Source organism: Humibacter ginsenosidimutans, assembly GCF_007859675.1.
GTDB lineage: Bacteria > Actinomycetota > Actinomycetes > Actinomycetales > Microbacteriaceae > Humibacter > Humibacter ginsenosidimutans.
In genome coordinates, this window is record NZ_CP042305.1 from 3,166,910 (window position 1) to 3,189,694 (window position 22,785).

Below are 22,785 nucleotides of genomic sequence, written 5' to 3' on the forward strand. Positions count from 1 at the left end.
CTCACTCTTCCGACGGGACCCACTGGATCTCGCCTGCGCCGACGACCTCGAGCGCATCGAGGGCGGCCACGGTGTCGGAATCGAGCACGAGCTCGCCTGCGCCGACGTTCTCGTCGAGATGCGTGGCATCCGAGGTGCCGGGGATGATCAGCGTGTTCGGGCTGTGCTGCAGCAGCCACGCCAGTCCGACCTGCGACGGGGTCGCGTGCAGTCGTTCGGCCGCCGCGCGCACCGCGGGCTGGTCTGTCACCTTCGCGTGCCCGGGGAATGCGCTGCCGAGCGGAAAGAAGGGGACCCAGGCGATGTCGTGCTCGGCAGTGAGGTGCATCATGTCGTCGAAGCTGCGGTCGACGACGCTGTGCGCGTTCTGCACGGCGGCGATTCCGGCAGGCAGCGCCGCGCGCAGACTGTCGATGCCGATCGCGCTGAGGCCGATCGCCCCGATCACGCCCGCGTCGCGCAACTGCAGCATGACGTCGAGCTGGTCGTCGAGCGGCACGTCCTGGTCGCCCTCCGGGCGCAGCCCGGGGCCGGCCTCCATGCGACGCAGGTAGACGAGATCGAGTCGATCGACGCCGAGCGTGCGCAGGTTGTCTTCCACGTTCGCGCGCAGCTGCTCGGGGCGCTGCGCCGAGCGGAGCGGAAGCGGTCCCTGCGGATCGGTCTCCGCGCCCACCTTCGTGGCGACGACGACGTCGCTGCGGTCGCCGACCACGCGGCGGATCACGTCGTTGACGAAGGATGCGCCATAGAAGTCGGCGGTGTCGAGGTGGTTCACACCCAGGTCGAGCGCATGCCGCAGGAGGGATGCCGCGACCTCGGGCCGTGCGGAGTGCCGGTCCAGTTGCATGGCGCCGTACCCGACGCGCGCGACCGAGACGCCGGCCAGGGGATAGCTGCCGCCCGGAGCGGTCGACGACGACGGAGTAGAAGAGATGTCGGTCATGGGATCTCCCAGAGCTCGGTGAACGAGGAGCAGGTCGGGGTCGCCCCAGGCTGCATCGACGCCTAGACTCGAATAAGCGGAGGATGCTCCGCTTGACCGTCAGCGTAGCGGAGGTGCCTCCGGTTGTCGAGAGAGACGTTCTCCTCAAGCGATTCGTCGACCACCTCGCCGGAGTCGGATGACGCGGCGCCGGCACGCGAGGCGGCTGCGGCGACTGCCCCGAAGCTGCGCGCCGACGCGGCTCGCAACCGTGGCCTGCTGCTCGTCGCGGCGCGGGATGCCTTCACGGCGGCGGACGACGATGCCGCGGTCTCGTTGGAGGGGATCGCCCGCGCGGCCGGCGTGGGCATCGGCACGCTCTATCGCAACTTCCCCACGCGCGAGGCGCTCGTCGAGGCTCTGTATCGCACGGAGCTCGATGACGTGGTCGAGTCGGCGCACGGCCTGCTCGATGGTCGTGCCGCCTTCGACGCGCTGCGTCTCTGGCTCGATCGCTACGCGCGCTTCGTCGCCACGAAACAGGGCATGATGCCCGCGCTGCGTGCAGCCTGGTCGTCTCGCGCTGCACGCATGGCCGAGACGAGGGAACGCATCGAGGCGACGATCGGCGATCTGCTCGCGGCGGGCGGAGCCGATGGCAGCATCCGCCCCGATGCCGACGCCGCCGACACGGCCGACATGCTCGTCGGGGTCTTCCTGGCGATGGGGGATGCCCACGACACGCGCCGCGTCGGCCGCCTGCTCGACCTCATCATGGACGCGCTGCGGCCAGCGGCGTCGTCGCGCTGAGCCGGAGTGGCGCCGCTCGGGCGGGTGCGAGGCTCCGGGCGTCGACGAGGCCGTCGCTACTCGTCGGTCAGCGCCTCCAGCTCGGCGCGCAGCGAGGCGAGCTCGATGTCGCGGTCGACGGGGCTCAGCTGCTCGGGGGCATCCGGTGTGTACTGCAGCGCGTGGTCGAGCAGCGACGCGCTCATCTCGGCCCAGGCATCCTGTCGCGCCTTCTCGATGAGGTCGAGCAGGTACTCCTCCTGCCCGGCCTTCTGCTGCAGCGCTGTCGCGGCCTCGGTGGCGACCATGAGGCGGTGCCGCACGTTGGACTCGTCGCCGCGACGGTAGTCGTGCACGTGCTCGGCGCGGCCCACTCGGCCCACCGTGTTGGCGAGCTCCTCGGTGAGGCGGTCTGCCGCCTGTCGAGACTCGTCGGCCAGCTCCGTGTAGGCGGCGGATGCCTCTGGCAGGTACGTGAGCGCGTCATACTCGCGCGGCGACACCACCGCGTCGACGGCGATGGCGTTCTTCAGCCGAAGACGCACCGCGTACTCCGAGATCATCAGACCCTCGGAGACCGACTGCTCGACGGTGGCCTGCGGCACTTCCACGACGGCGGCGTCGTTGTACGGCTTGAGGATGCGGCGCTTGCGCAACCAGTCGAACCAGCCCACAGCATCCTCCCCTCCGCCTCGCCGTGATCCAAAGGTAGCCGAGCGCACGGGTGCGCAGTGAGCCCGTCGATGGAGCCGGGCGACGGAGCAACCGGGTACCGTCGGCAGGGCGACGACAGCCGAGGAGGCGCGGTGACGAACGAACGGCAGATCGAGGTCGGGCACACACGCACCGTGCGGGTCTGGGACAGCGGGGCAGGCGGCGGCCAGGCGACCGCGCCGGTCGTGATCTGGCACCACGGCACGCCGCAGACCGGGCGCATTCTGGCGCCGATCGCGCGCGCCGCGACGAGGCGGGGCATCCGGGTCATCTCGTGTGCAAGGGCCGGCTACCAGGGAACGACGTCGCTCGAGGGTCGCCGGGTGGCGGATGCCGCGGCCGACGTCGTGGCGGTAGCCGCAGCACTCGGGGTCGAGCGCTACGCAACGATGGGCGCCTCAGGCGGCGGCCCGCACGCCCTCGCCTGCGCAGCGCTCGACCCTGAGCACGTCGTCGCGGCGGTGACCTTCGCCGGCATCGCCCCCTACGTCGACGAGCCGTGGTGGTTCGAGGGGATGGCGTCTCCCGACGGCCTCAGGTCGGCGCACGAGGGAGGGCGAGAGGCGCGACGTCGTCACGCCGAGACGTCGGACTTCGACGAGTCGAGCTTCGTCGACGCGGACTGGCAGGCGCTCGCCGGCGACTGGGAAGCGCTCGGCGCGGACGCCGGCCGTGCAGGCGCCGAAGCCAGAGCGAACGGCGGCGTTCCCTGGGGCGAGATCGATGACGACGTCGCCTTCGTCGAAGACTGGGGCATCGAGCTCGGGCAGATCGAGTGTCCGGCGTTCATCGTGCAGGGCGGGCGCGACAGGGTGATCCCTCCCGCGCATTCGACAGCGATCCTCTCCGCTCTTCCGGCCGGCGAGCTCTGGCTGCGACCGCGCGACGGCCACGTCTCGGTGCTCGGGGCGCTGCCGATCGCATTGGAATGGATGCTTGCGGCCGGCCGAGAACGCGCTCGCTGACACCCTTTTCCGCCCGCAGCCGGCGCCGGAACGGGCACCCGACCTCGGATCGCTCTCACCTTTCACTCAGCTTTTACCGGGATTCACCTAGCTGAGCGCCCTAGCCTCGAAGGTCGGACCAGAACTGCACGAGGCACGACGCGACGAGAGAGGCGGTGCACATGACGGACCACGGCACCCGGAGCTCACGCTCCTCGGCGCGCACCGAGCGCTCGCGCATGGGCATCGCCCGCCATGGACGCCTTCACTCGAAGCCCTGGGCGACGTTCGCCAAGGTCGTCGCATCGGTCGCCGCCGTGGCCGTCGTCAGCGTGCTGGGCATCGGCGGTGTGGCCGCCGCGAGCCTGATCAGCTCGGCCAAGCCGGTCATCCACCTCAAGGGCGAGCAGAGCGTGCCCGACATCGCCGCGCTGAAGGGCGGGGTGAACATCCTCATCGCCGCGAGCGACACGCGCAGCGGTCAAGGCAACTCGTGGGGAACCCTCGACGACAGTTCCGGCGCGGGCAACAACGACGTGACCATGCTGCTGCACCTGTCGGCCGACCACACGCACGCCATCGTCGTGAGCTTTCCACGTGACCTGATGATCCCCATCCCGGCGTGCGGCGACAACTCCGCGCAAGATCAGGCGCAGTTCAACAGCACGCTGTCCGAGGGCGGCATGAGCTGCGTCGTCTCCACGGTCGAGAGCCTCACGGGCATCAAGATCCCCTTCGCCGGGCTCATCACCTTCGAGGGTGTCGTCGCCATGTCGAACGCGGTCGGGGGTGTGCAGGTGTGCATCGGCGGCGACGGCATCCACGACCCCGACACCAGCCTCAACCTCGACCCGGGCGAGGTGACGTTGAAGGGTCAGGATGCCGCCGAGTTCCTCCGCACCAGGCACGGTGTCGGCGACGGCTCCGACCTCTCGCGCATCAGCAACCAGCAGGTGTTCCTGTCCTCGCTCGTGCGCACCATCATGAGCGACGGAACGCTGACCAACCCGGTGAAGGTGTGGGGTCTGGCGAAGGCGACCGTGAGCAACGTGCAGCTCTCCGAGTCGCTCGACAACGTGACGACGCTGTACCAGATCGCCGGCGCGCTCAAGGGCCTCAACTGGAACAACATCGCGTTCGTGCAGTACCCGGTGGTCGACGATCCCGACAACGACAACCGCGTCATTCCCGATGACGCGTCGGCCCAGACGCTGGTGGATGCCATCGCCCACGACCAGGCGGTGCAGATCACCGCGGGCACGGGGCAGGGATCGGTCGACGCGTCGTCGGGCAGCACGTCGTCGAGCTCCCCGTCCACGTCCGGCGGAACGTCGACCTCCGGCAGCTCGAAGGGATCGACGAGCACCCCCACGTCGACGCCGGTGCAGCTCAGCGACAACACCCACGGCCAGACCGCGGCCACGCAGACCTGCTCCAACGGCGCCGGCTGACGATCGACGCGGTGCGGCGCCTGCGGAGCGAGCGCCGCGAGCGAAGACGAGTCTCCCCTGTCACCTTTCTGCGCCTCGATCCGTCATGGTGATGAGGTGAGGAGACTGCATGCGCACAACGGGTGACGAGCTCGGCGGGGCTTTCGAGGAGCATCGCCCCCGTCTCACTGCGATGGCCTCCCGCATGCTGGGCTCCGGAGCGGACGCCGAAGACGCCGTGCAGGAGGCCTGGCTGCGGTTGTCGAGACAGCAGGCATCCATCGACAACATCGGCGGCTGGCTCACGACGGTGGTCAGCCGGGTGTGCATCGACATACTCCGCGCGCGTGCGACCAAGACGGAGAGCTCGCTCGACGAACAGCTGGACTGGGTGGTCACCGAAGACGACGGACCCGAGCACAACGCCGTGCTCGCCGACTCCGTCGGGGCGGCGCTGCAGGTGGTGCTCGACACCCTCACGCCTGACGAGCGGCTCGCTTTCGTGCTCCACGACACGTTCGGGGTGCCGTTCGTGCAGATCGCCGACATCATCGACAAGTCCACGGATGCCGCCAAGCAGCTCGCGAGCCGGGCCCGTCGCAAGGTGCGTGGCGCGGAACGTCCCACCGACCTCCCGCGTCAGCGCCAGGTCGTCGACGCCTTCCTCGCCGCTGCGCGAGAGGGCGACTTCGATGCGCTGCTGCACGTGCTGGACCCGAACCTGACCTGGCGCCTGCACACCCCGCGGGGCGCGATCGTTCATAGCGGTTCGGATGCCCTGGCTCGACAGGCCGCGCGCGGCAAGGAATCCCCGATCGTGGTGCGCCGTGTCAACGTCGACGGACGCCCAGGGGTCGTCGCATGGCGGCAGGACGGCGCTCCGCTGGCGGTCATGCGCTGCACCGTGGCCGGTGACCGCATCGTCGAGGTGGAGTCGATCACGGACCGCGCGCTGCTGGCGACCATGGATCTGCCGCCGTTCTCGGAGTGATCTGTCACCTCTGTGCGCTCCGGGCCGTCATACCTGTGTAAGCGAAGAACGCCAGTACAGGAGATGATCATGGCTCGATTCAATGTGTTCGCCACCGCCGTCATGCCGAAGTTCGTGAAGTACGTGGTCTCGGCCAGTCGCGTCGTGCAGGCCTCGTCGCTGCCTCGAACGCTCGAGGAACTGGTGAACATCCGCGCCAGTCAGATCAACGGGTGCGGAGCCTGTCTCGACATGCACGTCAAGGAGGCGCTGGCTGCGGGGGAGTCGCCGCTGCGGCTCAGCCTCGTCGCCGCCTGGCGGGAGACCACGGTCTTCACGGATGCCGAGCGTGCGGTGCTCGCGCTGACGGAGCAGGCCACCCGGCTCGCCGACAGCAGCGGCATCGACGACGAGGTGTGGGCGGAGGTCGCCGCGCACTTCGATGACGAGCAGCTCGCCGCCATCGTGGCGCAGATCTCGTTGATCAACGCCCTCAACCGACTCAACGTGATCACGCAGCAGAAGGGCGGCAGCTACGACCCAGCACGCCTCGCCGAGGCGCAGGCCGCCGCGACATCGGGGGTCGACCCGACGACCGTGTCCGTCTGATCGGCGGGTCGTGGAAAGGGGCGTCGCGATCGAGGTCGCGACGCCCGTTGCCTGCGGCGTGCGTGCCGCGCCGGATCGTGCTCGATACGCGGCTGTGCCTGCGACTCAGCCGCGGTCCACGGATGCCGCCAGAGGCTCCCAGAAATACCCGAACGTCTCCTGCGGCCCGGCCATGAACCGCTGTGTGAAGACGACCCCCACGAGGTCGCGCGACGGGTCGACGTAGGCGCTGGTGCCCGATCCGCCGTTCCAGCCCCACCGGCCGGGTGCTGACCAAGGATGCGGCGTTCCGGTCTCGACGGACGTGCACCAGCCCCACCCCACGCCGGGGCCGGCGAGCTGCTGGAGGCCGAGCTGCTGGGCGGCATCCAGCTGTGGTGCCGTCGCTGCGGCGACGAGCTCGGGTGGCACGATCTCGCCGTCGGCGATGGCGGTGAGGATGCGCAGAAACTCGGGCACCGTCGACACGAGGCCACCGGCGAGGCTCTCGAACCGGGGCGGCTGAGAGAACGCGTCGTTGTAGGCGTCGGCGATCTCGAGGTTCTCGCCGCGCGCGACGTACTGCGACGGCATGCGCTGCTCGCTGAAGAAACCCGTGTGCGAGAGCCCGAGCGGACCGGTGATCTCGCCCAGCAGCAGTTCGTGGAGCGACTTCTCCGCAGCGCGGGAGAGCAGGATGCCGAGCAGGTCGGCGCTCGTGTGGTACGTCCACTGCGCGCCCGGCTGGTGCGCCAGGGGGAGCGCCGCGATGCGCTCGAGATAGTCGTCGGCGGACAGCTGCGGAGGCACGGGCCCGATCGCGAAGGGGTGCAGCTCGGCGCTGAGCGGAGTGGCGTCGAACTGCATGCCGAGCCCGCTGGTGAAGGTCACGAGGTCGCGAACCGTGAGTTCGCGATCGGCCGGCACCGTGTCGTCGAGTGCCGCGTCGGGGGCGCGCAGCACGCGGCGGGAGGCGAGTTCGGGCATCCACTCGGCGATCTCGTCATCGAGATCGAGCAGGCCGTCGCCGATCAGCTGGGCGGTGAGCGCCATGCCGACCAGCTTGCTCAGCGAGGCGATGCGGTGCGGGGTGTCGACGGAAACGGGCTCGACGTCGGGGCCATCGGGAAGGTCGGCGGTGCCGACGGCGTAGAAGCGGGTCTCGTCGTGGTGGCGCACGCCGGCGACGATGCCAGGTGCCCATCCGGATGCGACGCGCTCGTCGAGCGAGCGCCATACGGGGTCGAAAGTGGGGGACATTGGTCCACCATGCCTGGCTCCCGAACGGGGGTCAACCCTCACGTCGACCATGGATGTCTCGCCATCGCTCGCGCGTCGCTCGCGACGATTGCCGGGCAGGTTCGGGCGCCCACGGATCGTGGTCAAGTGGGCCCCGTGGGTCCGTTATGATTGTCTGCGTGTGTCCGCCTGGCGGGCGCGCATGGAGACGTCGCATAGTCCGGTCGAGTGCACCACCCTGCTAAGGTGGAGTCCCCGCAAGGGGACCGAGGGTTCAAATCCCTCCGTCTCCGCCAAAAGACCTGATCAGAGGCCCATTTTCGGGCCGCGTTGGTTGGTTGATTGTCGGGACTGGTCGCTGGTTGTGGGCCAAGTGTTCCTCAAGTGTCCCGGGTGACGAGGTCGGTCCTCGTTCTCGGCAGCCGTGAGTCGGCTCACGAAGTCGCGACGTTGGCCTTCGCCGAGGACATGCGCGTAGACCTTCAGGACGGTGCGCGCCTCGTCGCCGAGGTATTCGGCGACCTCGTGGACAGGTGTACCGAGGCGCAACCAAGTCGACGCGGCGTAGTGGCGTAGTGCGTGACGGCGGAATCCAAGAGGAAACTTGCGGACCACTCCGACCTTCAGTTGTCCGCCCTGAAGGTTCGTGAATAGGTAGGAATCGGAACTCTTGCCTTCAGCGTGGGCGTGGAAGATTTTGAGTGCGCGCGGTGAGAGCGGTATCGGCCTCGTGCCGCGCCATGACTTGGGGTCCTTCTCGGCGTATCGGTCGGAGTGCGACCGTTCGACGTTGAGCTGGGCCAGGGGTATCTCGACGAGCCAGTTGACGCGGATTGCGCGGACCTCGCCCCATCGGACGCCGGTGAGCGACATGAACTCGAAGACGTCGGCGACGTCGGGTCGTCGGCTGCGTAGGTCGCGAATCGCAGCAGCGACGCCCTCGGGGGTGGGAATGTCGTTCGGGCTGATGGAGCGCTGTGTCTGGCTGAGCTCAGGAATCTTCTTCATTGTTCGCACTGGATGCGGTTGCTGGAGAAGCCCTTGATCGGTCGCGAAGGTGAACAGGGCGCTCATTGTCGTTTGGCGCGCGCGACGGTCGAGGGCTTCTTGCCGCTGCCTAATTCGCTGAGAACGTGGTTGCGTACGTCATCCGGCCGGATCGATGTGAGCGGCCGGAGGAGCGGGGACTTCGGCAGGGTTGCCAGGTTGTCGCGGTCGGTGTCGAACGTGTGAGGGTTGCCGCCCTTGCGGGCTTCATTGAACATGTCGACGAGTTGGGCGAGTGTGTACGAACGCTTGGGCGGCAGCGTCGTCCCGTATCGAGCAGGCGCTTCTGTTCCCGTTCCCAGGCCTCTGCCGCGCTCTTCCGAGCGAACGACTTGGAGGCGACGAGTTCGCTGCCTGATCTGACTCTGGCGCTTCGATGCACGACCTTTTCGATCGAAGCTGCGCGTTATCTCCTATGCGTGCCTCCTCATGGTGAGTCGCCTGCTCCGCGCGCGTACGCGACATCGGCGAGCATGTTCGCGCCGGAAGAACTCACCAGTGACACGCGCGCAGAGACGAATGGGCTCTCTGCCACCGTGACGACACTTCGTCGGCTCACGCAGGCTCGCCATGCCTCGTCCTCGGCCGCCGTCGCCGGCGGTTGGCTGAAGTTGATCGTCGCGCGCCGGAGCCAGAAGTTTCCGGCCTGTTCGCGGCTTATCCCATCAAGAGAGTAGAGCAGCGCCTGTGCGAGGGCCCCCGCGCTCGCAATCGTGTCGACGATGGAGGGAGCGGGGAATCGAGAGCCAATGCCCGGCACTCGATAGGAAGACTGATGCCACGTCCCCTGCGCTTCAAGCGATTCGTGACTCGCATCCAGAGTCAAGTCGTGAAGGCGAACGGCGGTGCTACTGATCGGACGCCACCAGTCAGGCTCGCTGCCGGCGCTGCGTTCGGGGCCCATAGCGTTTGTGGGACCGGGCGTCAGCTCGACCTCCATGGAGAAGGGCAGGACTGACGTTCTGAAGATCGGGGGCTCGAGGCCGAGAGTCTCTGCATGCATGTCGATGTCCGTTATTGAGTGGCTGGGCGAGGAGCCGGCCCTCATGCTCAACCGCTTGACGGACTGGTGTCCCGTTAGCGAAGGATTCGACATCGCCTCGATCAGGCGGAAGGACAAGGAAATAGCATCCAACGACGATAGGTGGAGGTCGGTCCGAGCCCGTCCCGCGCGGCTTGACCAATTCCGTGGGTACTTCAGGTCGCCGACTGCCTGGACCCCGGCAGCGCCGAGGCCAATTGATCTCACGCGCGCTTCGACCGCGCGATACCCATCACCGAAGTACCGCCCGGAGGATGGACCAAGGATCTCGTCGATGTCCGCGAAGAAGACAGACAACCCCAACTCCTGCCTACGCCGCAAAGCATCTCGCGAAAGCCGATAATCGCAGAACCGTGGAGGGTCTTTCTAGACCAACGACGGTTTCTCGGACGTAAAGTACCATAAAGTATGCAGTTCGTCGTTTCGTGCCGCTTCCCATTGGTCGACTGTTCGTCAACCCCGAGACACGCTGGTCGTCGGCGGACACCCGACCCAGCCACGCAGCGTGAAGCTCATGGGTCAGACAGTCGACCGCTTGACGTCATCCACGGGAACTGAGTTGAGTCCTGCGTCCCGGCCTCCAATCTGGTGCTGTTCTCCCGCTTGCTTGCCAAGGTGGGCTCCTTCTGTCTAGTGCACTTCGGCCTCATGGCATCCCCAGTACGATCTTTCCTGCGGTCCCAACCAATCTGAGCGGAGCCTTGCACGATGCCTGTAGGCCAGAAGAACGCCGAACGCACCAGGGAAGCGATTCTCGACGCTGCAGCGTTTGAGTTCACACGATTCGGGTTGAGTGGAGCCCGGCTCGATCGGATCATTAGCGCAACGGGGATGACGAAAGGCGCTTTCTACTTCCACTTCAAGTCGAAGGACGCGCTTGCCGACGCGTTACTCGAGTCACGTTTCGATCCTTGGCCGCGGATGCTTCAGGCCGTGCGAGACGAAGGAGGCCGGGGTCTCTCAGGGATGCGACTGCTTGCGGTGCGTGTGGTTCGCGAGATGGCCACGAACACTCGAATCCGCGCAGGCATGCGCTTGAGTCAGGAACTACGGCTCGTTCCGAGCGCAGGTAACCCCTATGAAGATTGGGCACAACGCTTCGTTCCGTTTCTGGACGAGGCCGTGGCCGATCAGGACGCCCCCGAATCAATCGACAGGTTGAGAACCGCGCGCACTCTAGTCAACTGCCTCTTCGGAGTATTGGCGGTGTGCGTCGATTCCGGCATGGAGTCTCATGTCGACTCAGAGCTCGAAGCGCTGTGGCGGCTTCTGACGCCAGGACTTCGCACCGGGGGCGGGGGATGAGGCCGACGCAAATGCACTTTAGCTCGTAGGCCCGGCAAAGGACTTGCCGACTGGTCACATCGCGATCGGCAACGAACTAGCGTGGCAACATACTAGACGGTCTGATCGTGAATGAAGGAGTTCTGGTGCCCATCTCTGGTCGCGAGAGTGCTGAAGCTTGCCCGAACACGAACGACGGTCCCTACGCCGCCGAGTTCGGTGTCATCACGTTTGGTGAGCTGTCGACGACTGGCTCCGCGTACGGTTCTCGGCTTCCTCGGATCGTGGACCTGGCTAAAAAGGCAGAGCTCAAGCAGCTCGACTTCTTCGGGATAGGCGAGCATCATCGAGCCGACTTCGCTGTCTCGGCACCGGAGATAGTGCTGGCCGCAATCAGCGCCTTGACGAAAAGCATCCGTCTTACGTCCGCCGTAACTGTCCTCTCGGCGGACGATCCAATTCGAGTCATCGAGCGGTTCGGGCTCCTCGATGAGCTCAGCGGCGGACGCGCCGAAATCATGATCGGACGCGGTGCATATCGCGAGACGTTCGAGCTCTTCGGAATCGCTCCCGAGGAGTCAAGCCGGGAGTTCGTCGACCGGGCAGAGCGACTCTTGGGCATTCGATCGACGGCCCATGTCCTCCCTCCAGATGATCATCGAAGGCTTGTCACTCCGAAACCTCGCTCGGATCTGCCAATTTGGGTTGGCGCCGGCGGAGCAGGCACTTCCGTGCTTCTTGCCGCACAGTGGGGACTGCCCCTCATGCTTGTCGGTCGGACCGGTGCCGTCGATCCCATCGAGCACGCCCTGGCCGAATACTCCAGAGAGTCGAAGTCGCACGGGCGTAGACCCGGCCGCGCCGGAGTCAGCCTGCAAGGCTACGTTGCCGAGACTGACGCGGAGGCGCGGGAACAGTTCTGGTTCCACTACAGCTCTACCCTCGCCGCGCTTAGCCGCGATCGCGGATGGGCGGGAGCAGTCGATCGTGAAGCTTATGAACGAGAGCTCGACGATGGACTGCTCCTTGTCGGTTCGCCAGCAACCGTCGCGCGCAAGCTGCATGTACTGACACACGATCTTGGGCTGTCCAGAGTTGCAATCAAGTGCGGCCTGCCCACGACGACTCGCGAAGAGGACGAGAAGACCGTGGAGCTGTATGCCGCAGCCGTTCGAGAATTGCGAATCGGCTCTGGCCAGACGTCGACGCACTAGCCGCTGCCCTCCTGCTACTCGTTCGTTCGTACGTGTTCCTGATACCGGCGTGCGGACTGACCCTGCGCTCGCACGAAGGCTGCTCGATGGTCTCCTCTAGAGCAGATACCAAATGGTACGGTTTGCTGGCAACAAGCAGGCAACGGTCTCAGAATCAGAGGGATCTGAGACCTACTATTTGGTAGGCGGTCGATGATGATCGATTGGGATAAGTCCGAGCCGCGAACTGCGGATCATCTGCACAGGGGCACAGCGCAGAACGGCGTCGGCTGGGGCGGCGAGCGTGCCCATGGCGGCAGGGAGCCTGGTCAAAGCGGCGGGAACGAATCTCGATGGACCGACAGTGCTGATTCCCCGGCCACCGGCCGGATGCCGGAGCCATACGTCGGGGTCGGCCGGATGGGACACATCCCGATTGATGCGTTCGCGTCCACGACCTCAACGAACGCCGCGCGCTTCCGAGATGGATCAAGTGGGGGCAAGGCACGACAAGCGGGGGTAGTTTTCGGGCTCCGGCCGGGGCTTGTGCGGGACGGCATAACGGCGATCCTCAGCGAATCGGGGGCGTACGTGGTTCTAGGTAGCGCCAGTGATCCGGAACGCCTTGTTTCGATGGTCGAGAGATTGCAGCCGGATATCGTCCTATTCGAGCCTGCTATGGCTAGCCCTTCCACGATTGGCACGATCCGACGCCTCGTCCGTGCGGCACCGCAAACACGAGGAGTTCTCGTGGCTCTCCGTGCCCCGGATGCTGTATGTCGCTCCGTGATTTCGGCGGGCGCCGCCGCATGTATCACACAGTCGATGACGGCCGCTGACGTCCTGGACATCTTGAGCGGATCGGGGCCGGTGTTATCGGCTGCCGTGGCGCGGGATGTGAAGGTTGGGTCGATACTCACGCCGCAAGAGCGTGTTGTTCTGGCTCTTATAGCTGAAGCGTTCTCAAATGTTGAGATCGCGGCCGAGCTTCGCATTGCCGTTGGGACTGTTCGCCGTCATGCCAACACCATTTATCGAAAACTCGGTGCAAAGTCGCGGGTTGACGCGGTTCGAACAGCATACGCGATCGGCTTGACCGCCCATTCGTGATTCAAATAGGCATTTTGTCCGGAGGGGCGGACTAACGCTTCGTACGTGGCTTCGCATCGCGTATTCCCGCAACGACAACTATGACTTCGGCACCGTCGCTTTCGTGTCCCGGGAGTAATTGTGGTTCGAAACTCTCGTGTGTAAGCGGCCAGCGTGATGCCCACCGGCTTCCGGCAGCGTGCCCTTGGGGATATGTGCCGTAGAGCACATATCCCCAAGGGCACGTGTTGTCGTACGTTCGGCGGGGTCGGCATGTGTCTCGCGATGGAGCCGACAGCGACGGGAGCAGCATGGGCCAGCACTTTCGGGAACTGAGTAACCCCCAGTCACTCGTGCACGGGGGACGGCGGTTAGTCACGTTGACCTGCATGCTCGCCGTGGCCGTCTGCGTGGTAATGGGAATTGCCGGGGCGCCGTTGAGGGCCGCAGCAGAGCCACTTGCGCCGGCGAAGTCGACCCCTGTTGCCAGCGCCAAACGCTTCGCTGACGGCTCTGATGTGGCCGTCGACGGCCAGGGTGCAAGTGACGGATATCACGTTCGTATCGCGCGCGCATCCTCGGGGTTCGCATGGTCCGACATCGCGGTGTTGCGTCCTGCGGCACTCGACCCTGGGGCCTGGTATGGCTACCAATGCCTGACCGATGATGGAAAGTACATTGCAGTGGCGGTCCTTCCCGGTGATGAGGTGAACGACAACACCGCCCGCGAACGAGGAGCGTACGCGTATGCGATTGATGTGAAGACCGGTCGGGTGCACGCTCTGGCAACTGGGGTGGCTCTCGAGTATCACACTCCGGGTTGCGGCCTCGATGACACTGCCGTGTTCACGGCGAGCCTGGGATCTCAGGAGCAGCAGACCGAAGTGCTTCGGTATGACTTGTCGACGGGAACGAGGATTCAGCAGTCGGTCGTGCAGGGGCAGGTGACTTCTGCGGTGCCGACCAAGTACGGCGTTCAGGGCGCCCTGGCGTCGTCGATTGTGCGGATCCCGATCGGCGGGACGATGAAAGCGCCGGTGAAGGCATTCGTTGAGCTGAAGGTTGCGGGGCCGGCGTACGACGTGCATCCTGCCTCCGATGGTGGTCTGGACTACGTGACGGCAGCCAAGAGCGCCGGGCGAGCTATCGTGTGGCACGAGGCATCCGCCCATGCCGACCAGGTCGGTTCAGGCAAGAGTGCCGAGGTGCGGATCTTTCAGGGACGAGCCGGGAAGAACTCTGTCATCGGGACCGCAGGAAAGACCGGAACGCTCCGCGGGGTTCCGTCCTCGCAATTGCCGCTGGGTGTAGCGACGGTTTCATTGGATGGGGGAGCTGCATTCGGGCCGGCGAAGTCGAGCCCTCAGCAGAAGAAGTCGGCTCCGGCCTCTGCGGTGCAGGCGGCAGGTGTGTCCTCTGAAGTCCAGATGGTCGAGTCTGAGGCGACGCATCAGGTGTTCAAGACGAAGAACGCGGTCATAGGACAGGCTTCTGCTTCTCGAGGGGCGGGGGCGCAGGTTTCTGGCGAAGGATCGCAGAAGCCGGCTTCCGGGGCGAAGGCGCCAGCGAAGACTGAAGTGAAGGTGAAGGCCGGGGTCTTCACGGGAACGGGGCCGCTCGCGCCAGCACTGGCAGTCGTCTCCGACGGTGCCGGTGCCGCTGAGATGGCGGATGATGCGGGGTCGCCTGCGTGCGCTGTGGCGCGTTTGGATCCGACGTTGCAGGCGATGCAGCCGTCGAATGGTCAGGTTGACTGGGCGACGGAGATGGCGGAGCAGGGGCTGCTGACGGGGAGTCAGTATCAGCGGCCGGCTGACTTCGCGAACATGGGTCTGGCGGCGTATGACCCCAGCGATGATTTCTCTCCGATCGCTTTGGATCATCCGTCGGGCGATTCGTGGGATACGGTGCCGCGATCGGTGATGCTGGCGATCGAATCGCAGGAGAGCAATTTCAATCAGGCTTCCTGGCATGCGCTGCCTGGCATTGCTGGGGATCCGTTGATCGCGGACTACTACGGTGCTGGTGACGCGATCGACACGATCGACTATGACGACGCGGATTGCGGTTACGGGGTGGCTCAGGTCACGGATGGCATGTTCGCCGGCGACGGGGATTACTCCACGCATGGTCAGATGAAGATTGCGGTCGACTACGAGGAAAATGTAGCGGCGGGGCTGAATATCTTGGAGAGCACGTGGAATCAGCTCTACGAGGCGGGGATCACCGCGAACGGTGGGGACCCGCGGTACCTGGAGAACTGGTACTTCGCGGTCTGGGCCTACAACACGGGCATTCAGCCGACGGCTTCGTTCGGCAACACCTCAGGGTGCACGCCGGGGCCGTCGTGTGAGGGACCGGACGGGACATGGGGTCTGGGGTGGTCGAACAATCCGCAGAACCCGGACTACGACCCGTCTCGTGGCCCGTACTTGGAGAGCACCTACGCTGATGCCGCTCATCCCGCCAGCTGGCCCTACCAGGAACGCATCATGGGGTGGATGGGGTCGCCGATCATCCGATACGGGTACACGGCGTATGACCCGCCGGACTACCACGGTGGTCACTCCTGGTTGCAGATCGCCCCGTTCGACTCGTTCTGCTCGAGCGCTGACGATTGCGACACGAGTAATGCCTCGGGCGGGTACTGCAGCTTGTCCGACTCGGAGTGCTGGTGGCACAAGCCTGTGACCTGGATCAGCGATTGTTCGACCAGTTGCGCCACGTCAGCGTATGAGGATGGGGCTGGTTCTGAGCCGCCTGCGTATACGGCGAAGTATCAACCGACCTGCAATCTCAACACGGCGAACCTGCCGTCGAACTCGATCATCGTCGACGACTTATCCAATCCCGTCGACAATGACGAGGGCTGTACGGGTATGAACTGGAGCAACTCGGGATCCTTCACGTACTCGCCCGGCACTAACAGTTCGGGTGACGCCGTCGGTGACATCGACACCCACCAATTAGGTTCAGGCTTCGGCGGCCACATCCTGTTCACCCACACGGAGCCGTCATCGGACACGGACCTGATCAACACTGGCACCTGGAAGCCCACATTGCCGAGCCTTCAGTACTACGAGGTCGAGGTTCATCTCCCCGAGAGTGGGGCTACCGCGACGGATGTTGTCTACACGGTCAACCCGGGAGGTGGAGCGTCGGCGTGGAAGATCCGCGTAAATCAGGATTGGGAGTCCGAGGAGTGGGTTCCGATCGGGACGTTCGCGATGCAGAACGGCGGCAACGTCGTGCTGACGAACGCCAGCAGCGAAACGCCGCAAGGATATGACGTCGCTTATGACGCGATCGCATTCGTGCCCAAGGGCGGAACCCCCGGGCAGTCCATTGGGGGCCCGCCGACGATCCAGGATGAACCCGCGGGCTCTAACCCGGCCCTGGTGAACTGTGGTTGTGCGACTCGGGCCGTCGCGGACCCGGTGGACACGTCCACGGGATACTTCACCCAGTCGGCAACGGATCTTTCGGTTCCCGGTTTCGGCGAGCCTCTCAACCTCACTCGCACGTATACGTCGTCGCTGGCCGACCCCAGCGGGCCGGCAGGAAACAGCGCGGTCAACGGCGCCTTCGGGCCGGGATGGACCTACTCCTACGGGCTGGTTGCGACCACCGACAGTTCGGGGAATGTCACGATTCGTCAGGAAGACGGATCCATGGTCAGCTTCACCGACAGCAGCGGAACGTACACGCCTCCGGCCCGTTACGACGCGACTCTGACCGCATCGAGCGGGAACTACTACTTCATTCGCCATGGGTCCGAGCAGTTCGTGTTCGCGCAAAGCACGGGACGACTGATCGCCGAATCGGATCAAGCCGGCCGGGTGGCGACACCGTCCTACCAAACGTCCCTCGCCTATGACTCCTCCGGCAACCTGCAAACGGTGACGGATCCGGCGGGCCGCACGCTCACTCTTACTTGGAGTGGGGGACACATCACCTCTGTTGCGGACTCGGGTGGCCAACAGGTGGACTATCAGTACTCGACTGCAGGCGACCTCACCGACGTCTTCGGTGTCGGCACCACCCGCACGGGCGGGACCGACGGCAATCAAGACCACGCCCAGTACGCATACAACGCCTCCCACCTCATGACCAGCATGCGTTCCCCCAACAACTACGGGAAGTCGGGGACACCATCCCCGGTGACGTCGATGACGTATGACTCATCGGAACGGGTGCTGACGCAAACGGATCCGGAAGGCAACGAGACCACCTTCGAATACGGACCCAACACCGGCGACAGCCTCGTGGCAGGGCAGACCCTCGTCACCACACCCACCAGTGATGAAGACCTATACACCTACCAGAACGGACTGCTCGCCCAGGAGACCAAGGCCTACGGGACCGACAGTGCGCAGACTTGGAAGTACTCCTACGATCCGATCTCACTCGGGGTGTCTCAGCAGACCAACCCCGATGGGTCCGTCGAGACCTTCTCCTACGACGCGCAAGGACACCAGATCTCCTCGAGCAACGGGCTCGGGCAGACCACGTCCAAGCAGTACAACGCGGCCGGACAGGTAACCGAGGTCACCGATCCGAACGGCACGCACACGATCACCAGTTACAACGCCGCCGGAGCACCTACAAGCGTGCTGACCACCGAGGACGGTCAATCCGCGGAGTCCTACAACAACACACTCGACCCGACCTACAGTCGCCAGTCCACCTACGCATACACGGATGAGGCTCATCCCGCCGAAGCGACCGTGTCGACCGACGCAAACAGCAACGCAACACACTACGGATACGACTCCTTGGGCGACCTCACGACGGTGACCGACGCTGCCGGGCACGTTACGGACTACGGCTACAACACCGCACTCGGCGAACGGACCAGCACCGTCACCCCGACCGGAACCGCCGCTGGCACCACCCCCACCTGCACACCGCCGGCTATTGGCTGCACGACGTACGCCTACGATGCCTACGGTCATGTCATCACCACCACCGACCCGCTCGGCCACAGCAGCAAGGCCACCTACGACGCGGACGGAAACCAGCTCACCACCGTTGATGCCAACGGGCACACCACTACAACCAGCTACGACGCTGCCGACCGGGCTACATCGGTGGAACAACCATCCGGAGCTACCAGCAGCACGAGCTACAACGGTGACGGCACGATCAAGAAGACCACCGATGCCAACGGGAAAGCCACCACCTACACGTACAACGCGCTTGGGCTGAAGGAAAGCAGCACCGACCCGGACGGTTCCACCACTAGCTACACGTACGATGCTGACGGACGGCTGAAGATCCAAACCTCACCCGACGGTGAAACCATGACAGACACCTGGAACAACGCCGGAGAACTCACCGGGATCGCCTACTCCGGAAGCGGCACGCACGCGGTCTCATACACGTACGATCCCGATGGCAACAGGCTGGCCATGACCGACGGAACCGGCACCACCAGCTATTCATATGACGTGTTCAACGAGGAGACCAACGTCACCACAGGCGCAGGCAACACGGTGGGCTACGGCTACGACGCCGCAGGCAACGTGACCACGATCAACTATCCCGGCACTGCGGGAACCGTGACCGATCACTACAACACGTTGGAACAGCTCAGTTCTGTTGTCGACCCGGCTGGCAACAGCACCAGTTTCGGGTACACCGCCGACGGACAACTGACTACCACGAACGCGGCGAACGGCACCACCGTGACCGTGTCATACAACAACGCAGACCAGCCCACCTCCAGCGTGCTCAGCAAGGGAAGCACAGGCCTGGGCACCGTCACGTATGCCCGGAACAACAACGGCGATCTCACAGGCACCACACCATCAGCAGGCGCACCGGGCAGTACCGAAACGTATGGGTACAACAACAACGAACAGCTCACGAGTGCAATAGCGGGCTCGACGACCACCAGCTACGGATACGACGCTGCAGGCAATCCCACGACTCTGGGGAGCGTCACGCAGGTGTTCGACGCAGCAGGACGCCTGTGCTGGACAACAACGAGCAGCGTCAGCAGCCCCAGTTGCGCCTCACCGGCATCGGGCGCCACCACCTACACGTACAACGGGGACGGACAACGCACCGCTCAAACACCCGCAATCGGCACCGCGACCAACTACGCGTACAACGCAGCCGGCGAACTCACATCCGTCAGTGGAGCCGTCGCCGCCGCCTACACGTACAACGGCGACGGCTTCCGCGCCAGCAAAACCGTAGGATCGAGCACCACCACCTTCACCTACAACACACTCGGTGCTGTTCCGCTCTTGCTTACCGATGGCACCACCGCCTACATCTACGGACCATCCGGAACGCCCGTCGAGCAACTCGGCGTAAACGGCAGCGATAGCCAGTACTACTTCGCGGACACACACGGTTCCACCATCGAACTCACAAACTCCAGCGGGGCCGTCGACGGGAGCTACTCCTATGACGCCTGGGGAAAGACGACCAGTCACGCTGGCGCTGCCAGCACCCCGATCCAGTTCGCCGGGGCATACAGTGACTCCGAAACCGGGCTCTACTACCTATTGGCGCGGTACTACGATCCAGCGACGGCACTGCTAATCAGTGTCGATCCCCTGAATGCGCTGACGCTTAGCCCGTACGGTTACGTCGATGACAGCCCCTTAAACGTGACCGATCCAACAGGGCTCTGGTGGGGCGGGCTGTGTTTCGGCGGGAGCTTCGTCGGCGCAGCGGGGGTTGCCGTCCTTGGTGGCGTCGAGGTGTGCGTCGACTGGGCGTCGAGTTCCGGGCTAACCCTGACCGCCGGATACAACCTAATGGGCGGCGGAGGCGCTGACGCTGATGCTTCATTGTTCCTGGGCGTCGCAGGCGGGGCTGCTGACACGGCAGCAGATATTGCCGGAACAGGGTGCACCGTGGCCGGGAGCGGACACCTCGGGGTCGTCGGACTAACCGTGGCGGGAGCGGGGTCTTGCGCCAAAGGACCTGACTCCGGTGAACTCGACGTTGACCTTGGCCCTGGGGCTGGGGGGTCCGGTGGAGCAGGTGTGGCTGGGACTTGTGCCTGGGCCCCGTGGGGCGGCTACGCAGGATGCGGCGGAGATACCCAAACAACGTCTTCCTCGACAACGCGCCGAAGTTCAACGCTGTCTACGCCATATTCGAGGGACCAGTACGTGGACGGCAGCTACAGCTACGCGTACGGTCGCGGATGCTGATTTATCTGAGCATGGGTTGGGTCGGGCTCAACTCTGTACGTGGTGCAGGCAATGCGCCATTCAGTCTTAAGGAGCGAGGGTGGAATCGGTAGATCGAGGAAAGCTGCTTGCCGTGGTTAAGCCACAAGGATTGGCGCTAAAAGGAGGGATTGTTCCAGTAAGAGCCAGCTGGCCATTTCCTCGAAAGATATGCATCTACGAGAATGGTATATTGTTCTCTGTGCTTGGTATTGATTCGTACATTCGCAAGGAGCGGGTTCAATTGATTTCCGGGATCGTGTCTATAACGGCAGAATGGGCACCTGACGGGATCAGTGGTTCGGCGATCATTCTGAGTTGGCTTCATACACGTCGGATTCGAAAAGTAATTGAGGCCGCGGGATATCGGGTTTCCTAAATGTTCAGGCTGGCCTGCGCCTGCTCGAGAGTGAGCCGTCGGGTAAGGTCCGCCACCAGCGCTGCACGGCGGTGTGGTTGTTCTTCTCCACCGCGCCCGTCGGTTCGCCGACCTCGGCCGACAGACCGCAGCCTGGACGGCGTAGTGCTTCACGAACGCGGCCTACTGCTTCTCGCCGGTGGAGCAGAATTGCTCGCCGTGGGTGCGTTGGATGGTCTTGGCGACGCATTCTCGCCGGTCGCCAGTACCGGGCTCGGACTCGATATAGATGGTGCCGTGAACGCAACGGAGGAGCAGAACAAGGAAGATGACGAGGAAGCAAGTGATGAGCACAAGGAGTTTGTGCTCAACTTGAGGGTCAGTGATGCGCAGGAAGATCGAAAACAACTGGACCTCGATAATCGGCATCGGTTATAGTCGTTGTTTCGCTCCGATAAGAACGTATATTATCCTGGCGGTCATGGTGCAGATTGCTGCCCTATGCGTTGCGATGCTGCTGGTCTTTACTACGGGACCGGGCGCAGTTCCTTGGTTCCTCGTTCTTATTCTATTGCCGGCAACGGGTATTCTTGTGGGGTACGCAATTCTCGAGCGTTTTGCGTATCAGATTCGCGGCGACTTGCGGGCGGCCGGGATAGATGTCAAGGACGGTTGCTTCATACGAAGCCCATCAGATGTATCTAAGTGGCTGGCGCGGGAAGGGATTGAGCGATCGACCCTTATTCGGGTCGGCGATGGCAAATACGGAGGTTAGCCCATCGTGTCCTCCAAGCTCAGAGACTCGGCGCGCTCGGCAAGCCTCCACGTTGGCAGGAAGAACACAGGCGAGGACTGGATCGATGTTGACAGCATGTGCAATTGTCCACGGTCGAGCCACCGAGGCCGGACTGGACACGCTCTAGACCACTCGCCACTTACCGGATACCGGCCTGAGCCTGCTTGTGGTCAGGCGAGGCGCTGACGCTTCATTGTTCAGGGTCCGTTCTACTTCGGCGTCAACACGCAGGACGTGTTCAACACGAGAGTGGTCACCGCCGGCGACGGCGTCACCCTGAACACGTATTACAAGCACTCCCGCGTCAAGCAGTATCTGAAGGACGGCCGCGCGCTGCGGGTCGAGACGGTGATCAACTCGCCCACCGACCTGGTCGTTGCCCGGCGCCCGGAGCACCTCGATCAGTTGCAGGCGAGGTCGCGTGACATCAACACTCGGCTGCTCGATACTGAACGTGCCGGGCAGGGTCTGATCCTCGCGAGCCCCGGCCCTCTGGTTCGGTGACCCTCGGGTGATGGCCCTGCTCTGCGCTCTGGCCATGATCGGAAACACCCTCGGGTTCACCAACCGGAGCCTGCGCGCCCAGGTGAGCACACTGCTGGGTGCCCCGTACCGGATGAGCCAGGCCAGCTACGACCTGTCACGCCTGTCCCGGAAAGGAATGATCCGCCGACTGCCGGGAGCGAACACCTACGCGCTCACCAGCGATACGCATCGCGATCTTCTACACGAAGGTCCACGACCGCCTCCTCGCGCCGCTCTGCGCTGCCGATCAGCCACCCGCACCCGCCGAACTGCGCCGCGCTCTCGGCACGATCGACGCGCACGCCGATGCCTACATCAACCAAGCACGCCTCGGAAAGGCCGCCTGAAAACTCAAGACAAACGCCAAAGAGTGAACAACTAAGGATTGCTAGTCCACAGACACCGGCCATTCGATCACCTCACAACTGATAGCAATTTCCCACAGGCATCTCCGCATTCAGTAGCCGATGACCCTCCGCCGCACATGTACCTTGCGGCACATTGCCATCCGCGGCCCCAGATGATTACCTACTCAAGCGAGTCAAAATCGATTGGACAGCGAAGAGTAGAAAGGGACACATAATGACAAAAGGAACTGGCCGGCGAAGCCTCTTGCTCATTTCAGCCGCAACACTCGCAACGATGGGCGCACTCTTCGT

Annotated in this window: 19 protein-coding genes and 1 tRNA gene; 13 read left to right on the forward strand and 7 right to left on the reverse strand. The window is 64.3% G+C overall.

Annotated features, from left to right (window positions below):
• Position 1 precedes the first annotated feature (1 nt).
• Entirely contained in the window at positions 2 to 946 is a 945-nt protein-coding gene (locus tag FPZ11_RS14670) for an aldo/keto reductase (RefSeq protein WP_146321883.1), read from the reverse strand.
• Between the two features lie 123 nt (positions 947 to 1,069).
• Between FPZ11_RS14670 and FPZ11_RS14675 the strand changes: the two genes are divergently transcribed.
• Positions 1,070 to 1,735 carry a TetR/AcrR family transcriptional regulator gene (locus FPZ11_RS14675; protein ID WP_146321884.1) on the forward strand — a complete coding sequence of 222 codons (666 nt, stop codon included), beginning with the start codon at positions 1,070 to 1,072 and terminating at the stop codon, positions 1,733 to 1,735.
• Between the two features lie 56 nt (positions 1,736 to 1,791).
• Here the strand turns inward: FPZ11_RS14675 and FPZ11_RS14680 are convergent, their stop codons facing one another.
• Positions 1,792 to 2,388: a hypothetical protein gene (locus tag FPZ11_RS14680; protein ID WP_146321885.1), complete on the reverse strand. Its 597-nt coding sequence runs from the start codon at positions 2,386 to 2,388 to the stop codon at positions 1,792 to 1,794.
• A 132-nt stretch (positions 2,389 to 2,520) separates the two neighbouring features.
• On the opposite strand from FPZ11_RS14680, the gene FPZ11_RS14685 reads away from it, so the two are divergent.
• From FPZ11_RS14685 to FPZ11_RS14700, 4 genes are all read left to right on the forward strand, one after another.
• Positions 2,521 to 3,393: an alpha/beta fold hydrolase gene (locus FPZ11_RS14685; RefSeq protein ID WP_246846277.1), complete on the forward strand. Its 873-nt coding sequence runs from the start codon at positions 2,521 to 2,523 to the stop codon at positions 3,391 to 3,393.
• A gap of 161 nt (positions 3,394 to 3,554) precedes the next feature.
• On the forward strand, positions 3,555 to 4,823 hold the full coding sequence (locus tag FPZ11_RS14690; RefSeq protein ID WP_246846278.1) for an LCP family protein: 1,269 nt from the start codon (positions 3,555 to 3,557) through the stop codon (positions 4,821 to 4,823).
• A gap of 109 nt (positions 4,824 to 4,932) precedes the next feature.
• Positions 4,933 to 5,793 carry a sigma-70 family RNA polymerase sigma factor gene (locus tag FPZ11_RS14695; protein ID WP_146321887.1) on the forward strand — a complete coding sequence of 287 codons (861 nt, stop codon included), beginning with the start codon at positions 4,933 to 4,935 and terminating at the stop codon, positions 5,791 to 5,793.
• A 69-nt stretch (positions 5,794 to 5,862) separates the two neighbouring features.
• A complete protein-coding gene (locus tag FPZ11_RS14700) occupies positions 5,863 to 6,381 on the forward strand; it encodes a carboxymuconolactone decarboxylase family protein (RefSeq protein ID WP_146321888.1) in 519 nt (172 codons plus the stop codon).
• A 105-nt stretch (positions 6,382 to 6,486) separates the two neighbouring features.
• Here the strand turns inward: FPZ11_RS14700 and FPZ11_RS14705 are convergent, their stop codons facing one another.
• On the reverse strand, positions 6,487 to 7,620 hold the full coding sequence (locus FPZ11_RS14705; protein WP_168203854.1) for a serine hydrolase domain-containing protein: 1,134 nt from the start codon (positions 7,618 to 7,620) through the stop codon (positions 6,487 to 6,489).
• 183 nt (positions 7,621 to 7,803) lie between these two features.
• Between FPZ11_RS14705 and FPZ11_RS14710 the strand changes: the two genes are divergently transcribed.
• Positions 7,804 to 7,895 (forward strand) — tRNA-Ser (locus tag FPZ11_RS14710).
• 10 nt (positions 7,896 to 7,905) lie between these two features.
• On the opposite strand, the gene FPZ11_RS14715 is transcribed toward FPZ11_RS14710, so the two are convergent.
• The 3 genes from FPZ11_RS14715 to FPZ11_RS14725 form a co-directional block, all read right to left on the reverse strand.
• Complete coding sequence (locus tag FPZ11_RS14715) at positions 7,906 to 8,673, reverse strand: tyrosine-type recombinase/integrase (RefSeq protein ID WP_146321890.1); 768 nt, start codon at positions 8,671 to 8,673, stop codon at positions 7,906 to 7,908.
• Positions 8,670 to 8,864 carry a hypothetical protein gene (locus FPZ11_RS14720; protein ID WP_146321891.1) on the reverse strand — a complete coding sequence of 65 codons (195 nt, stop codon included), beginning with the start codon at positions 8,862 to 8,864 and terminating at the stop codon, positions 8,670 to 8,672. The genes FPZ11_RS14715 and FPZ11_RS14720 overlap by 4 nt, the downstream gene beginning before the upstream one ends.
• A gap of 209 nt (positions 8,865 to 9,073) precedes the next feature.
• Entirely contained in the window at positions 9,074 to 9,985 is a 912-nt protein-coding gene (locus FPZ11_RS14725) for an AvrD family protein (protein ID WP_168203855.1), read from the reverse strand.
• A 411-nt stretch (positions 9,986 to 10,396) separates the two neighbouring features.
• On the opposite strand from FPZ11_RS14725, the gene FPZ11_RS14730 reads away from it, so the two are divergent.
• The 7 genes from FPZ11_RS14730 (at position 10,397) to FPZ11_RS14765 (ending at position 22,105) form a co-directional block, all read left to right on the forward strand.
• Positions 10,397 to 10,993 (forward strand): TetR family transcriptional regulator, encoded by a 597-nt coding sequence (locus FPZ11_RS14730; protein ID WP_146321893.1) that lies wholly within the window; start codon positions 10,397 to 10,399, stop codon positions 10,991 to 10,993.
• Positions 10,994 to 11,118: 125 nt separating this feature from the next.
• Positions 11,119 to 12,186, forward strand: a complete 1,068-nt coding sequence (locus FPZ11_RS14735) for an LLM class flavin-dependent oxidoreductase (RefSeq protein WP_168203856.1) — start codon at positions 11,119 to 11,121, stop codon at positions 12,184 to 12,186.
• Positions 12,187 to 12,990: 804 nt separating this feature from the next.
• Positions 12,991 to 13,275, forward strand: coding sequence for a response regulator transcription factor (locus tag FPZ11_RS19370; protein ID WP_168203857.1), 285 nt, complete (start codon positions 12,991 to 12,993; stop codon positions 13,273 to 13,275).
• A gap of 368 nt (positions 13,276 to 13,643) precedes the next feature.
• A complete protein-coding gene (locus FPZ11_RS14745; RefSeq protein WP_168203858.1) occupies positions 13,644 to 20,429 on the forward strand; it encodes an RHS repeat-associated core domain-containing protein in 6,786 nt (2,261 codons plus the stop codon).
• A 541-nt stretch (positions 20,430 to 20,970) separates the two neighbouring features.
• On the forward strand, positions 20,971 to 21,243 hold the full coding sequence (locus tag FPZ11_RS14755; RefSeq protein WP_146321897.1) for a hypothetical protein: 273 nt from the start codon (positions 20,971 to 20,973) through the stop codon (positions 21,241 to 21,243).
• A gap of 43 nt (positions 21,244 to 21,286) precedes the next feature.
• Positions 21,287 to 21,580: a hypothetical protein gene (locus FPZ11_RS14760; RefSeq protein ID WP_146321898.1), complete on the forward strand. Its 294-nt coding sequence runs from the start codon at positions 21,287 to 21,289 to the stop codon at positions 21,578 to 21,580.
• A gap of 255 nt (positions 21,581 to 21,835) precedes the next feature.
• Positions 21,836 to 22,105, forward strand: coding sequence for a hypothetical protein (locus tag FPZ11_RS14765; RefSeq protein ID WP_146321899.1), 270 nt, complete (start codon positions 21,836 to 21,838; stop codon positions 22,103 to 22,105).
• 194 nt (positions 22,106 to 22,299) lie between these two features.
• Here the strand turns inward: FPZ11_RS14765 and FPZ11_RS14770 are convergent, their stop codons facing one another.
• Positions 22,300 to 22,536, reverse strand: a complete 237-nt coding sequence (locus tag FPZ11_RS14770) for a hypothetical protein (protein WP_146321900.1) — start codon at positions 22,534 to 22,536, stop codon at positions 22,300 to 22,302.
• Positions 22,537 to 22,785 lie beyond the last annotated feature (249 nt).